General features: G+C 68.8%; 15 protein-coding genes and 1 pseudogene. 9 read left to right on the forward strand and 7 right to left on the reverse strand.

What is annotated here, in order from left to right:
* A partial coding sequence (locus ACTMMA_RS14660) for an IS1634 family transposase (protein WP_441190868.1) occupies positions 1–329 on the forward strand: 329 nt, incomplete at its 5' end.
* On the opposite strand, the gene ACTMMA_RS14665 is transcribed toward ACTMMA_RS14660, so the two are convergent.
* Positions 313–843: a transposase gene (locus tag ACTMMA_RS14665; protein WP_502361879.1), complete on the reverse strand. Its 531-nt coding sequence runs from the start codon at positions 841–843 to the stop codon at positions 313–315. The genes ACTMMA_RS14660 and ACTMMA_RS14665 overlap by 17 nt on opposite strands.
* A gap of 129 nt (positions 844–972) precedes the next feature.
* The gene (locus tag ACTMMA_RS14670; RefSeq protein WP_441190869.1) at positions 973–2,127 is read right to left on the reverse strand and encodes a citrate/2-methylcitrate synthase; all 1,155 of its coding nucleotides are present in this window, start codon (positions 2,125–2,127) and stop codon (positions 973–975) included.
* Between the two features lie 52 nt (positions 2,128–2,179).
* Between ACTMMA_RS14670 and ACTMMA_RS14675 the strand changes: the two genes are divergently transcribed.
* A complete protein-coding gene (locus ACTMMA_RS14675) occupies positions 2,180–3,415 on the forward strand; it encodes a citrate/2-methylcitrate synthase (protein ID WP_441190870.1) in 1,236 nt (411 codons plus the stop codon).
* A gap of 151 nt (positions 3,416–3,566) precedes the next feature.
* Here ACTMMA_RS14675 and ACTMMA_RS14680 read toward each other — a convergent pair whose 3' ends face one another.
* Both ACTMMA_RS14680 and ACTMMA_RS14685 read right to left on the reverse strand, forming a co-directional pair.
* Complete coding sequence (locus tag ACTMMA_RS14680; RefSeq protein ID WP_441190871.1) at positions 3,567–3,815, reverse strand: hypothetical protein; 249 nt, start codon at positions 3,813–3,815, stop codon at positions 3,567–3,569.
* A gap of 10 nt (positions 3,816–3,825) precedes the next feature.
* On the reverse strand, positions 3,826–4,062 hold the full coding sequence (locus tag ACTMMA_RS14685; protein WP_441190872.1) for a hypothetical protein: 237 nt from the start codon (positions 4,060–4,062) through the stop codon (positions 3,826–3,828).
* A 78-nt stretch (positions 4,063–4,140) separates the two neighbouring features.
* Here ACTMMA_RS14685 and ACTMMA_RS14690 point away from each other — a divergent pair, with 78 nt between their 5' ends.
* Both ACTMMA_RS14690 and ACTMMA_RS14695 read left to right on the forward strand, forming a co-directional pair.
* Positions 4,141–5,049, forward strand: a complete 909-nt coding sequence (locus ACTMMA_RS14690; protein WP_441190873.1) for a tyrosine-type recombinase/integrase — start codon at positions 4,141–4,143, stop codon at positions 5,047–5,049.
* A 296-nt stretch (positions 5,050–5,345) separates the two neighbouring features.
* Positions 5,346–6,050, forward strand: a complete 705-nt coding sequence (locus ACTMMA_RS14695) for a class I SAM-dependent methyltransferase (RefSeq protein ID WP_441190874.1) — start codon at positions 5,346–5,348, stop codon at positions 6,048–6,050.
* Between the two features lie 152 nt (positions 6,051–6,202).
* Here ACTMMA_RS14695 and ACTMMA_RS14700 read toward each other — a convergent pair whose 3' ends face one another.
* Positions 6,203–6,361 carry a hypothetical protein gene (locus tag ACTMMA_RS14700; RefSeq protein ID WP_441190875.1) on the reverse strand — a complete coding sequence of 53 codons (159 nt, stop codon included), beginning with the start codon at positions 6,359–6,361 and terminating at the stop codon, positions 6,203–6,205.
* An 83-nt stretch (positions 6,362–6,444) separates the two neighbouring features.
* On the opposite strand from ACTMMA_RS14700, the gene ACTMMA_RS14705 reads away from it, so the two are divergent.
* The 5 genes from ACTMMA_RS14705 to ACTMMA_RS14725 all read left to right on the forward strand — a co-directional run bounded on the left by ACTMMA_RS14705 (position 6,445) and on the right by ACTMMA_RS14725 (position 11,958).
* Positions 6,445–6,687: a hypothetical protein gene (locus ACTMMA_RS14705; protein ID WP_441190876.1), complete on the forward strand. Its 243-nt coding sequence runs from the start codon at positions 6,445–6,447 to the stop codon at positions 6,685–6,687.
* Positions 6,688–8,199: 1,512 nt separating this feature from the next.
* A complete protein-coding gene (locus ACTMMA_RS14710; protein ID WP_441190877.1) occupies positions 8,200–8,436 on the forward strand; it encodes a heavy-metal-associated domain-containing protein in 237 nt (78 codons plus the stop codon).
* A gap of 88 nt (positions 8,437–8,524) precedes the next feature.
* The gene (locus ACTMMA_RS14715) at positions 8,525–10,501 is read left to right on the forward strand and encodes a heavy metal translocating P-type ATPase (protein ID WP_441190878.1); all 1,977 of its coding nucleotides are present in this window, start codon (positions 8,525–8,527) and stop codon (positions 10,499–10,501) included.
* A gap of 71 nt (positions 10,502–10,572) precedes the next feature.
* Positions 10,573–10,998, forward strand: a complete 426-nt coding sequence (locus ACTMMA_RS14720) for a cupin domain-containing protein (RefSeq protein ID WP_441190879.1) — start codon at positions 10,573–10,575, stop codon at positions 10,996–10,998.
* 54 nt (positions 10,999–11,052) lie between these two features.
* Positions 11,053–11,958, forward strand: coding sequence for an NADP-dependent oxidoreductase (locus ACTMMA_RS14725; protein WP_441190880.1), 906 nt, complete (start codon positions 11,053–11,055; stop codon positions 11,956–11,958).
* Between the two features lie 591 nt (positions 11,959–12,549).
* On the opposite strand, the gene ACTMMA_RS14730 is transcribed toward ACTMMA_RS14725, so the two are convergent.
* On the reverse strand, positions 12,550–12,852 hold the full coding sequence (locus ACTMMA_RS14730) for a cation transporter dimerization domain-containing protein (RefSeq protein ID WP_441190915.1): 303 nt from the start codon (positions 12,850–12,852) through the stop codon (positions 12,550–12,552).
* A gap of 88 nt (positions 12,853–12,940) precedes the next feature.
* Positions 12,941–13,648: pseudogene (locus ACTMMA_RS14735) on the reverse strand (cation diffusion facilitator family transporter); the annotation flags it as partial.
* Between the last annotated feature and the right edge of the window lie 533 nt (positions 13,649–14,181).

Raw genomic sequence — 14,181 nt, forward strand, 5'->3', positions numbered from 1 at the left:
AGATGGACGGTCCCGCGGTCGTGGCCGCCTACCAGGACCTGTACCAGGTCGAACGGTCCTTCCGGATGGTCAAGTCCGACCTGCGCGCCCGACCGATCTTCCACCAGCTGCGCGACTCGATCGAGGCGCACCTGACCATCGTCTTCGCCGCCCTGGCGATCTCCCGCGAAGCCCAGCAGCGCACCGGTGCCTCGATCAAGAAGATCCTCAACACCCTCCGGCCCCTGCGCACGGCAACCATCACCGTCGGCGGCCACCAGATCACCGCCGAGCCCGAGCTTCCCGACGAGGCCCGCGAACTCCTGAACTACCTCAACCCCGGGGTGTAACTAAGGCGTCACAACTCAGGTCGGAGCCGGCGATCATCTCCCGCAGCCGCTCCACCAGCTCGGCCCTGACCTGCGCGTCGCGGGCGGCGGCGTCGGGGTTGTGGGCGATCACGAACCGTTCGTGCTCGCTGATCCGCACCTCCTTGACCCGCAGGTTGCCGGCGACGTCCTTGTACCGGCCCGGACGGGCCAGGGCCGCGGTGGCCTCGGCCGAGCCCGAGCGCAGCTTCTCGCCCAGGATGTAACCCCCGCCGGCGCGTTGCAGGTAGCGGCGGTTCTGCGCGGAGGTGAAGCCGCGGTCGGCGACCCACACGATCCGGGACAGGTTCCAGTCACGCATGTCGTCCTTGACCTGACGGATCAGCGCCGAGTCGGCCGTGCTGCCCGGCCAGGACCAGACCCGGACCGGGATCCCAACTCGCCGAGACGGTCGGATTCCGGCCCGGATCCCACCCGATCGACTACTGGCGACACGCCTAGGCCGCGGTTCAGCACCATGCCTCGCGTCTGGCAACGCACCGTTCCACGCTGAGGTCGCCTACGCTCATCCGACCTTGCCGCCACCCGCCAGGGCTGGAAGCGAAGTGGTTGCGACAACGAGCAGGGCCCTGATTGACGGGACGAGCACGCCGGGTGGGCGTGCTCACGCGGGCAGCGGGGCGGGTGCCTCGGGTCCGACGTACCTCGCGGCTGGCCGGAAGATCTTCGTGTCCTGGGCCTGCTCCAGGATGTGGGCGCCCCAGCCGACGACGCGGGCGGTGGCGAAGGTTGGCGTGAACATCTCCCTCGGGATGCCGCACAGCTCCATCACGACGCCGGCGTAGTACTCGACGTTGGTGTGCAGCTCGCGACCCGGCTTGAGCTCGGCCAGCGCGGCGATCACCTCCTGCTCCACCGTGACCGCCAGGTCCACCAGCTCCCCGCCCATCTCCTGGGCGATCTCGCGCAGCATCGCGGCACGGGGGTCCATCACGGTGTACACCGCGTGGCCGAACCCCATGATTCGCTCGCCACCGGCCACCTTCTCGCGCACCCAGTCGCGGGCACGGTCAGCGCTGCCGATCTCGTCGAGGGAGTCCAGCGCGCGGTCCGGAGCACCGCCGTGCAGGGGTCCGGCGAAGGTGCCGATCGCGGCGCAGACCGCCGAGGCCACGTCAGCCCCGGAGGAGGTGACCACCCGGGCGGCGAAGGTCGAGGCGCTGAAGCCGTGGTCGATCGTCGAGGTCAGGTATGCCGTGATGGCGCGGGTCTGCTCCGGCGTCGGTTCGGAACCGGTGAGCATCCACAGCCAGCTGCCTGCGGCGCCGAGCTCGGCCCTGGCGGGGAGCGGCTGCTCACCCTGCCGCAGGCGGTGCAGTGCTGCCTGGATCACCGGCACCGCCCCGACCAGCCGGACCACGTCGGAGCGCACCTGGTCGGCGCCCGCCCCGTACGTCGGCCCGAAGCCCTCCACGGCCCCCAGGTGCGAGACCGCGGTGCGCAGACGGGCCAGGGCCGCCCGGTCCGGGCCCGAGCGCGCGATCTGCGGAAGGACGTCGAGCAGGCTCTTCGGCAGCACGGCCGCTTCGGCGAGCCGGTCCTGCAGGTCGGCCGACTGTTGCGGGCTCGGCAGGAACCCCTCGAGCATGAGGTGGCAGACGTCCTCGAAGGTTCGGGTGCGGGCCAGGTCGACCGCTGAGTACTCCCGGAAGTGGTAGAACCCCTCACGGCCGCGGACATCTCCGGTGGTGGTGTCGGCCACGACGACGCCCTTGAGACCGGGCGGGGCGATCAATGCGCTGTTCTGGGTCTGGTCCATGCCGCGAGCGTGACCTAGCATTGATCCTCATGTCAACGTTGATTGAGTCAATGTGAGGACCGGAGAGCTGACGACCGCGCAGGTCGCCGAATACCTGGGTGTCAAGGTGCAGACCGTCTACGCCTACGTCAGCCGTGGCGTGCTCGCTCCGGTGCGCAAGGAGCCCGGCACCGGCAGCCTGTTCGCGGTGGACGAGGTCCGGGCGCTGCTGGGCGGAGGCAGGTCTGGGCGGCGCACGCGCCGGCCTGCTGCCAGTGACGACGTGCGCACCTCGATCACCGCGGTCAACGCCGGAGGCCTCGCCTACCGTGGTCACGACATCGCTGAACTGGCCGGGCACTGGTCGTTCGAGCAGGTCAGAGCGCTGCTGGTCACCGGTGACGGGGTAGCGTCCCCGGCCGCCTCGCTGGCCGATGAGGCCTGGCCCGACAGTGGAGCGCGAGATGCCCTAGGGCGTGTCATGGCCGCCCTCCCGGTGCGCACTACCGCGCTCGACCGGTTCAAGCACGCCGTGCTGGTCGCCGGGGCCACCGACCCCGGCCGCCACGACCGCAGCCCGGCGGCGGTCACCCGGGCGGGGAAACGGGCCCTGGCCCACATGGTGCTCGCCGTAGCTGGCGGGCGCGGGGTCGAGCAGGGGGCGCCCGCGGGGGGAATCTCCGTCGACCGTGCCGACCACGGCGTCGCGGCCACGCTGACCGCATACCTGCCTGGCTGCCCCGTCGAGCTCATCGACGCCGCGCTCGTCCTCCTGGCCGATCACGACCTCGCGGTCTCTACGACCGCCGTGCGGGTGGCCGTCTCCTCCGGGGCGGACACCTACAGCGCCCTGCTCGCGGGCCTGGCGGCAGCCGACAGCCCCCTGCACGTCGCCGCGTCGCTGCGGGTGGTGGACTGGCTGGCCGGCGCCGTCCACGACCCGCAATCTGCCCTGGATGAGGCGCTGGCCAGCGGGCCCCTACCGGGGTTCGGGCATGTCATGTACACCGAGCAGGACCCGCGTGCCCAACTGCTGCTGGAGCTGTTGGCCCCCTATGCCCGGGACGGAGCGCTGTCGGCTCTCCGGCTGATCGAGCGCGAGCTGCTGCAGCGCCGGGGCTGGGTGCTGAACATCGACGCTGCGCTGGCCCTCATGGTGCACTGCTTCGACCTGCCCCGTGATGCGGGGACCGTGGTCTTCGCCTGTGCACGCACGGCAGGGTGGACCGCGCACGCACTGGAGGAGCTGGCCGAGCCGGGAATGCGCTTCCGGCTCCGTGGGGTCTACGAAGGGCCAAGACGCTCGTAGACGACCCCGCTTCGATGCCGACCTCGCCCACCTGGGCCCAGGCAGACCGTCGACCGCAACATCAGCTGGGCACGCATCGGCGTCGCTCTCGGCATGACCCGTGATCACCCTGGGAGGGATTCTTCCTTCGGAAGGCCCGGATCTGCCGCCGTCAGGTGCGTCCGAATCGCTGTTGTGCTGCTTGCTTGGTGATGTCCAGTGCGGCTCCGATGATGCTCCAGGAGTCGCCCGCGTCGCGAGCGGCACGGACAGCGGCGTGCAGTTCCTGCTCGGCTGTGACGAGGTCCGCGCGGGCCTGGATGATCCGGCGGAAGTGTGCGGCGTCCCGAGCGGGGTGGGTGCGGGCTGCCACCTGGTCCAGACCGGTCGTGTCGTTGTCGTTCGTGGTCGTGATCCTCATGCTTGTCACCTCATCTCAGGTAGTCGTAGAACTTCGTTCGCAGCCGGTCGGCGTGGATCACCCGTGTCGGCCGCCCTGCGGGGACGGCGACCAGCTCCAGGAGCGCGCCGCTGCGATCCGGCCCGATCACCAGGAGCCGGTCCTGCCCGTCGTACTCGTACTCGACCAGCCGCATGGCGTGAGCCCAGGCGTGCTGGATGTCCTCCTCAGGGATGCCGTGCCTGTGGGCCGAGGCACGGATCTCCATACGTCAATACTACGTTGACCAACCGCCGGTCGTCAAGAATCGATTGACGTCCCCAGCGGGGGCGCGGGACGATGCCGGATGAGCATCTCCCAGACCTCACCTCCCGCCCTCCCGACCGCCATAGGCAGCGGCCAGGACCCGCTGCGCCGGGCCGTCGCGGCCCATCTGGCCCGGTACACCGGCGCCACCCGGGTCCATACCGATTCCGACCTGCGGGCCTTCCTGACCTGGTGCCTGCAGCGGCAGCTCGATCCGCTGTCCGCGACGCGCGTCCACGTGGAGCTGTACATCCGGTGGATGCAAGAGGTCCGGCGCTACGCGCCGGCGACCATCTCCCGGCGCGTGTCGGTCGTGGCCGGGTTCTACCGGACCGCGGTGATCGACGGTCTGCTGCCTGCGTCTCCGGCCGAGCACGTGCGCCGTCCGCACGTGCCCCCGGAGTCGCCGACACTACGTCTGTCCCACCTGCAGTTCGAGGCCATGCTGCATACGGCCCGCACCAGTGACAACATCAACGACTTCGCCCTCGTCGTCCTGCTCGGGCTACTGGGCCTGCGGATATTCGAGGCCTGCGGCGCCAATGTCGAGGACCTGCGCGAGGAGCACGGCCACCGCGTCCTGAAAGTCCGCGGCAAGGGCGGCAAGGTCGTGCTCGTGCCCCTGCCACCAGCCGCTCAGCGAGCCCTGGAGCGATCGATCGACAACCGCACCACCGGGCCCGTCCTACTCAACCGGCGAGGAGTCCGGATGGACAGGCACGCGGCCACCGCCGACGCCACCCAGTGGAACAACATGCTCCTCACGATGTGGACCCTGACCTGGAGCATTGCCGTCGTGTTCGGGATCGCCGTGGGGGCCTCGGGCGATCCGCCCGAATGGTTGGGAAGCGTGCTCGTGACCCTGCTCTCGATCAACCTGCCCCTTACGCTCCTCCTCATCCTGGCGGCACCCAAGGAGTCCCCGCCCCCTAAAGGGGCGGCTCAGTGACGACCGTTTTCGAGCGCCGCCCTCCGCCGCTCGAAATCCCGGGCCGGAACCTCAGTAGCCCCTCGAACACCGCCGACTTTCAATCAGGGTTTGCGGTGCATAAGGGCTGATTGGGGTGACGTCCGCCTCGCCAGTCTCGGCACGGCCCGTCCTCGCGATCGGCGGCGGGGTCGGACGCTACGCGACCACAGCGGCAGTACAGGACGTTGATCTAGCGCCGCCGGCCACGAGGTCTACGGTCATCTCGACTGACAAATCGGTGGCCTGCTCGGGGGCAAATCGCAGACGATGTGGTGATGGACCTCCCTGACTTCGTTCGATCGGGCAATCAAGCTGTGGACCCCGAGCTGTACGACATCGAGAACGAGGCTATCGACCGCTCTGGACACGTGTGGGATGAACTAGAACGCCTTGCCCCTTGGACGGGACGGGTTCTGCTCGATCTGGGCTGCGGCTCAGGGTTCTGGCTGCCTCGCTACCAGGACGCGGCCAAGGTGATCGGTGTTGAGCCCGATACCTCGCTTCTACACATCGCCCAAGGGCGGACCGGGAAGGCACAGGTACTGCACGGCTCCGCGGAGCACATCCCGCTGCCTGACGACGCGGTCGACGTTGTGCACGCCCGGTTCGCCTACTTCTTCCCCACCGTCGACTTCGACCCGACCCCCGGTCTTCTAGAGGTTGGCCGGGTCCTCCGGCCGGGCGGCACGCTCGTGGTAATCGACAATGACACCGAGGAGGGCGAGTTCGCTGACCTGCTGAAGGCAAGTTCATGGGCGACCAGCCAGGGGCAGGACATCTACGCCCGAGACTGGTGGAGGAGCAAGGGAGCGCGGACGACCACGGTAATGAGCTCCTGGGAGTTCGACTCGCGTGGTGATCTGGAAGCCGTCCTCCGCCTGGAGTTCCCCGAGGGTGTAGCTGGCGACTGGCTCGAGACGCACCCGGACCGCAATCACCTCAGTTACGGGTACCTCCTCCACAGTTGGTACCAAGGCTGAGCAGCGCCGGAGCGGCTCGTGGCATGGTCGGACGCCACGCGCCGCGCGGCATGTCCGGATGCTCCGGTCGGCCGCGCCTCACCCGCCGTTGTCAACCCAGGGTTGACGCATCGTGGATCGCGGTCTACGCTCGAACGGTGCGGTTGACGGACTCAGCGTTCAGGCATGGGATCGCTGAAGCTGACATTCTGCACGCGTTCAGGAACGCGGTTCGACTCGTGGAGATCGAGCAGTACGGCGAGGAGCGACTCATCGTCATCGGGCCAGACCGGGCTGGCAACTGGCTGGAACTGGTCGCTATGCCAGCCCACGATAGCCCACGATGCGGACCGGATCATCCATGCCGACCGACTGCGACCGAAGTTCTACGAGTTCCTGAAGTGAGGTGACCTCCATGGCAACGACGAACATCAACGACATCGAGAAGGTGCTGGACGAGCTCGACCCGGCGACCGTCCAAGCTCGCGACGCCGTTCACTTCCGCCGGATCATCGCGGCGAAGGAAGGGATGGCTCAGGCCGAGCACGAACTGCACGACGCCGTTCACGCGGCACGCGAAGCCGGCGACTCCTGGTTGAGCATCGGTCTAGCGCTCGGCGTCACGAAGCAGGCCGCACAGAAACGCTTCGGCCGCTGATCACATGCCGCATCGCGGCAAATGCGGATGGTGGGTCGTCAACCTTACTCGGCCCACGACTGGACAGTCTGGGCTCGTTGTCTCCATACCCCGGCTGCTGGCCCCAGGGGTTCCCACCGCATGGTGAAGTCCTCGAGTTCTGCGCATCGACGCACCATTTCGGTTTGCCGAACATTCCATGGGGGAGTAGCGCCGTAGGCGCGGAAGAACGCGTCGAGATGGCGGCACGGCGTCAGGGTTGCTGGGGCCGAGCAGCTGGGAGTCCAGTGCGTGAAGTTCGCGTAGGACTCGCCCGCACTCCCGTAGAACAGCAGCCTGGGACAGCGAGGCTGAGTCGGTGCTATTGAGGAGGTCCTGTCCGTGTTCACCGTGGACAAAGGGGCTCTCCTGTCGCTTCCGTGGGTCATTTTCGTCCCGGGAGGGCAGGTTTGTGACCGCCGAGGCTGAGCATGGCCAGTTGCCGCGGGGCGCGCGCGTACATTGCATGGCCCGGGGCAGCAGGGCGGATCGTGCAAGGATGGCCAGAGACGCTGTGCAGTCTTCCCTGCATCTCGACATGGAGTCAGCTGTCGAGATGCAGCGAACTCCGCACAAACGTCACGTATATGCGGCAATAGGCGGGCGTGATGATTCCTATAACTAATGTCGAGATGCACTCAAGATTGGAAGAACGCTGGTTGATGATTCCAGGAACTAGTCGACATGATGCAGTTCAGGCGAGTTGCGAACACGATGTTATGGACGTCAGCCCCGGGGGTGGCTGTCGAGATGCACTCAATCTTGTAGAACGACTGATGGTTCCAAGAATCAGCCGACGTTATGCATCCCGCGCGTTTCGGCAACTTGTTGTCGAGGTGCACTCAATCTTGTAAGACGAAGACTGGCACTCGATTCTAGAAATCACTCCCTCACCGGTCGCAGGTCCCCCCGATGAGGGGTTACCAGGTGGCTCCCTCGCAGCAGCTGTGGTCGCTGGACTCGACCCGCAGGGTGGCGTGAGCGATGCCGAAGCGGGCACAGAAGACCTCGGGTCGCGGCGGTCAGGACAGCCTGGAGTGTTGGCCTCGCCGGCGGTGGTCAGGTGCGCGGAGGCGACGTCCATCCCGGAGGATCGTCAGCAGTCGCGCCGACTTCGGAAGGCCCAGGGGGCTACCACCCGGCCGCACGACGTCCCGCTGGTGATGATCGGCACCGCCGATGCTGTGGTTCGGCTGGGCCGGGTTCAACGGCGGCGCCGAGGGATCGGTCGATCACCGACTCATCGACGTCGGCGACCTTGTCGACCAGCTCACCGGCGCAGTCGGCGGACCTGCCCCACCGAGGGAGTTTAGCTGGGTTCGGCCTGGAACTTCTCCGGACTCCGCCCGGAGGAACGATCTGCCGGGACTTGATGCAGGTCAAGGAACCCAGGGGCGGGTCTTCGTAGTGTCTAGGTATAGCCCTCGAGGACTGGGGGCCACAGACCACCGGAGACCGGGGACGAACAGGGCTCCACGACGAGAGGAAATCACCTTGAGCGCCACCACCACCAACATCACGACCATCCTGCGGGCCCAGGGCTTCTCCTGCCCCAGCTGCGTGGCCAAGATCGAGAAGCAGGTCGGTCGCCTCACGGGCGTGGAGTCGGTGAAGGTCCACTTCGCCTCCGCCCGCATCGAGGTCGTGCACGACCCGGCCGTGGCCAGCACCGACGACCTGGTCGCCGCCGTCGCCAAGGCCGGCTACACCGCGCGGCCCGCCGCCTTCTGACGAGCCGCCGCCTCAGGCCGGCCCACCACTGACCCGGGCCCCGAGCGCACGGCATACCCACCCTGAGTTTGAAGAGGAAGAGGAAGACATGAACAAGGCCCAGGCATGGCTGCAGGGTCGCTGGACCGTGCCCCTGATCTCCGGCCTGCTGATCCTGGCCTCGCTCGCAGCGGGCCAGCTCCTGGACGCCGCGGTCTGGGTCGACGCCCTGATGGTCGCGGCGGCGGTCGTCGCCGGCACCCCCGTGGTGATCAAGGCGTGGAACGCGCTGACCGCCAAGGTCATCGGCATCGACCTGCTGGTTTCGGTCGCCGCCATCGGCGCGGTCATCATCGGCGAGTACTGGGAGGCCGCCGCGGTGACCTTCCTGTTCGCCATCGGCCACGCGCTCGAGGACGCCACCCTCAACAAGACCCGGTCGGCGCTGGCCGAGCTGGTCGCGGTGGCGCCCGACGTGGCGATCGTGCTGAGAGACGGCGAGCAGGTCGAGGTCGCGGCCCACGAGGTCGTCCAGGGCGAGACCGTCCTGGTCAAGAACGGCTCAAAGGTCCCGGTCGACGGCTTGGTCATCGGCGGCACCGGCGCGCTCGACGAGGCGTCGATCACCGGCGAGTCCATCCCGGTCGAGAAGATGACCGGCGACCAGGTGTTCGCCGGCACCATCTCCACCGGCGGGTTCCTGCAGGTCGAGGCGACCGGTGTCGGGGCCGACACCACCCTGGCCCGGATCATCCACCGGGTCGAGGAGGCCCAGGACGCCAAGGCCAAGACGCAGAAGTTCATGGACCGCTTCTCGGCCTGGTACACCCCCGCGATCATCGTCCTGGCGATCCTGGTCGGCCTGTTCACCCAGGACGTCGTCCTGGCCCTGACCCTGCTGGTCATCGCCTGCCCCGGCGCCCTGGTCATCTCGATCCCGGTCTCGATCGTGGCCGGCATCGGCCGCGGTGCCAAGGACGGCATCCTGATCAAGGGCGGCGAGTTCCTGGAGACCTCCGCCAAGATCGACGCCGTCGCGCTGGACAAGACCGGCACGCTCACCCAGGGCCGCCCCCAGCTGACCGACGTGGTCGCCCTCTACCCCGACCTCGGTCCGGACCACCCGGTGATGGACGAGGACGAGGTGCTGCGGATGGCAGCCCGCGCCGAGGCCGGCTCCGAGCACCCGCTCGCCCGCCCCATCGTCGAGGCCGCCCAGGACCGGTTGCCCGGCTTCGTCGCAGGCCTGCCCGAGCACACCGAACCCGTGCCCGGCAAGGGCATCGTGGCCTCGCTCGACGGCCACCGCATCGCGGTGGGCAACCTGGCACTGCTCCAGGCGGAGCAGCTCGCGGGCAGCAGGGACCACGGCAGGGTCGCCGAGGTCGTGGCCGACCTCGCCGCGAAGGGACGCACACCGATGGTCGTCGCCTGCGACGGTCGCCCCGTCGGCGTGGTCGCGGTCGCCGACACGATCCGCGAGGACGCCGCGGAGATGGTGCGTCGGCTGCACGCCAGTGGCGTGAAGAAGGTCGTCATGCTCACCGGTGACATCGAGCCGGTCGCCAGGGCGGTCGGCCGGCAGGTCGGCATCGACGAGGTGCGCGCCGGGCTGCTGCCCGAGGACAAGCTCGAGGCCGTGGCCGACCTGAGGCGTCAGGGATACACCGTGGCGATGGTCGGCGACGGTGTCAACGACGCCCCCGCGCTCGCGACAGCCGACATCGGCGTCGCCATGGGCGCGGCGGGCACCGGCGTCGCCATCGAGACGGCCGACATCGCCCTGATGAAGGACAACCTGCTCAAGCTGCCCGAGGCTGTCTCGCTCGCCAGGCGCACGGTCAACAACATGCGCCAGAACATCGTCATCGCGCTGGCGACCGTCGCCGTGCTGATGTTCGGTGTCCTGTTCGGCGGCGTCACGATGGCCATCGGGATGCTCGTCCACGAGGCCTCCGTGCTGGTCGTCATCGTCAACGCGATGCGACTGCTCCGCCGCAAGGACGACCCCGCGGCCCGGCGCACCCGTGGCCCGGGCACCCCGGTCCCCGCCACCGAGGAGACCCGGGTCACCCAGCCGGCCTGACGACATACCCCTCCCCGCCGTGTGGGGCCCCGGACACCCGGGCCCCACGCGGCACCACGAAAGGAAAAGACATGACCCAGCAGCAGTACTCCCTGGAAGGCAACATCGAACACTTCACCATCGCGGACCTGGCACGCGACAGCGTGGACTACCGCCGTGTCCTGTGGACCGGTGAACAGGCCCAGATCGTCATTATGACTCTGCAGCCCGGTGAGGAGATCGGCGCCGAGGTGCACGAGCACGGAGACCAGATCCTGACCTTCATCAGCGGCACCGGGGAGGCCGACCTGGCCGGCCACAGCCACCCGATCGAGGCCGGCGACCAGTGCGCCGTCCCCGCGGGTGCTGAGCACAACTTCCGCAACACCGGGGACGAGCCGCTCGTGCTGTACACGATCTACTCCCCGCCGGAGCACTCCGCGCAGGCACGGTTCGCCACCAAGGCGGAAGCCGACGAGGCCCACGCCAGCGGCGCCGACCAGCCCCCGGCACGCTGACCACGACGTCCGCGATCGCCATACCAGATCTCGACTGAGGGAGGACCCGACCAGATGTCCAGGGTGTATGTGTTCCACGAGTACGGCGGCCCGGAGACCGAGGCGCTGATCGAGCGGCCGGTCCCGGAACCAGGCCCTGGTGACCTGCTCGTCGAGGTCCGCGCCGCCGGCGTCAACCCGGTGGACTGGAAGATCCGCGAGGGCCGGCTCGGCCGACACAACGAGCCGCCGGTGCCCATGGGCCGCGAGGTGGCCGGCGTGGTCACCGCGCTCGGGACCGGGGTCGAGGACCATGAGGTGGGCGACGAGGTCCTCGGGATGGTCGCTCCGGGGCAGGGCGGCTTCGCCGACCACACCCTGCTGCGCGCTGCCGACGCCGTCGCCAAGCCCGAGGAGATCTCCTTCGCGATGGCCGCGACCATCCCGGTGTCCGGCACCACGGCATATGACCTCACGCATGCGATCGAGCTGGAGGCCGGGCAGGCCATGCTCGTCCTGGGTGCCGGCGGTGGGGTAGGGCATCTGGTGGCCGAGATCGGCCGGGTCCACCAGTTCACGGTCATCGGGATCGCCTCGCAGGACAAGCGGGAGCTCGTGGAATCCACCGGCGCGACCTTCGTGGCCGCCGGCGACGGAGCCGCCGCGGCCGTCCGCGAACTCGCCCCGGACGGTGTGGACCTGATCGTCGACATCGTCGGCGGGCAGGCCCTGCGCGACGTCGCACCCCTGGCCACGTCTCCGGACCGGATCGTCTCCGCTGCCGACGGCGCCACCGCGATCGAGCTCGGCGGGTCCGGCCGCACCAACGACCCCGAGTCCATGGAGAAGATCACCGGGGTCATCGGCTACCAGGTGATCACGCCCCGCATCACCGGCGAGTTCCCGCTCGACCGGGCGCGTGAGGCGCTGGCCCTGGTCGAGGAGGGGCACGCTGCGGGCAAGACGGTCATCGTCCCCTGACGCGACCCACGGCCAAGGCCCCGGCACCCACCTGAGGATGCCGGGGCCCGTCGTGCCAGGGCCTGGTTGTGGGGGCTAGTCGTAGGGAGGACAAGTGGGGGAATGCGTCGCGCCGGCTGCGAAGAGGGCGATTCGGGGCCGCCGCGACGAAGGTGGATCCGCGGGCGTGCCCCACCGTGGTCGGCAAATGTCAGGCCGAACCCTCCAGAATGCCGCACGGAGGGAAACTGTCAGAATCAGCCACGCTGGCTCCTACCCGTGCCGGACTGCATCCAGCCAGGACGGAGCGCAGGCGTCGTTGCCGAGCCCGTAAGGTCGGCCGTGCCCTCACCGTGCGGAGGCATGGCGAGGACGGGCAGCCCGCCCGGCTGGAGAACGTCTTGGCCTGGCCTTGTGCCGAGAGCTGGTGCGCGGTGCAGCGGTTCTCGACCGTACTCAGCACGTCGTCGACGCGCCAGTGCCCCGCTGATCGCCGAGCGCAGCTCGTCAGCGCGATGAAGGCTGCCCGGGGCAGCCTGATCCGAAGTTTCTGTGCACCGAGACGAAGTCTGGCAGCATGCCGTCCCGGTCACCTGCCGTTGGCGGCTCTGGCTAGCCTTCGTCCTGCGAAGGGACGGTGCCGTGGCCACCGTTTCCCGCGGCGCCCAGCTCGATCTCGGTCTCGTAGTCGCCGTAGGCCCGGGGGTCTTCCCGCGGCTCGAGGTGCGTGGTGACCTCGGACGCCTCGAACTCTGCCTTCACCGCCTGCTCGATACTCTCCACGAGGTCGTGCCCGCGCGTGACGGTCCAGGCGCCGGGCACGAGGACGTGCATCTCCACATACCGGCGGTGACCGGACTCCCGGGTACGGACACCGTGGATGTTGACCTCCTCGGTGATGTGTGTGCGGAGCAGGTCGGCGAGACGGGTGTTGTCGGGCCGCGGACCAGGTGGCGTCCATGAGGCCGGAGACGGAGTCGGCGATGAGCTTCCAGCCGGTGATGATGATGTTGACGCCCACGGCGAAGGCGACGATCGCGTCCAGCCGCTCCCAGCCGGTGAGGGCGACCAGGGCCACGCCGACGACGACGCCGACCGTGGTCCAGACGTCGGTGAGCAGGTGCTTGCCGTCGGCGGTCAGCACCGCCGAGCGGTGCGCGCTCCCGGCCCGCAGAAGGATCACCGCGACGACTCCGTTGAGCACGGTGGCCACCCCCGAGATGACCAGCCCCATCCCCACGTTGTCCAGCGGCTGCGGGTTGATGAACCGCTCGACCGAGGTGACCAGGATGACGCTGGCGGCGATGAAGATCATCACGCCCTCGATCGCGGCCGAGAAGTACTCCGCCTTGCTGTGCCCGAACTGGTGCCCGTCGTCCGCCGGGCGGGCGGCGATCTTCAGGGTGACGAGGGCGACCACGGCGGCGACCAGGTTGACCACGGACTCGGCCGCGTCGGAGAGCAGACCGACGGAGCCGGTGACCACCCAGGCGCCCGTCTTGAGCGCGATCGTGGCGATCGCGGTGGCGATGGCGAGCCAGGCGAACCTCGTCAGCGCGCTGCGGTCCTGGGGGACCGCGGGGGTGGAGGGCTCGGGTGTGCTCACCGGATCAAGTATGCAGGCCTCCGGCCTGGTGATCACGGCCCGCGCCGGGTCCTGCGGCCGGCGGAAGCGGTGTGTGTGGTCCCCCGAATATGCCGCCGCTACCACCGATGCCGGCGCTCCTCATTTCAGTACCGGGCCGTCGGTTTCCAAGCAGACGGAGGTCAAAGAGGCCCGCGCGACCTGTCACGGTCTGCGGCCCACGTGCGGTAGCTGTGCCGGTCGGCTCCCGTCACGACCCCAGTGATGTGCTCAGCGTGCGAGAGAACGACTCCAAGGACTGGCTAGATCTCGCCGAGGAGCACGGCACAGGTGCGTCGCCGAGTTCCTGGAGGCGGTGGCCAGTGACGGTCGGGTGGACCTGACCCAGATCCGTGGTCCACAGGTGGTGGCGTTCGTCGCCGGGCTGTCGGGCCGGTACCGTCCCAGGATGGTCGAGCCCGCAGCGTCGGCGTTGCGTGCGTTCTTCAGGTTCCTCGACGTCTGGGGATTGGGGTCAGGGCCGTCTGGTGGATGCCGCGGTGCGGGTGCGCAAGACCGGCCACGGCACGCTCCGGCCGATGACCATCAGTTCGGGGCGGCGTTGGCCGCCTACCTGCACGATGGTCGCCCGGACACGGACGCCCGGGAGGTCTTCGTCC

The organism is Ornithinimicrobium panacihumi, from assembly GCF_052073805.1.
Lineage (GTDB): Bacteria > Actinomycetota > Actinomycetes > Actinomycetales > Dermatophilaceae > Ornithinicoccus > Ornithinicoccus panacihumi.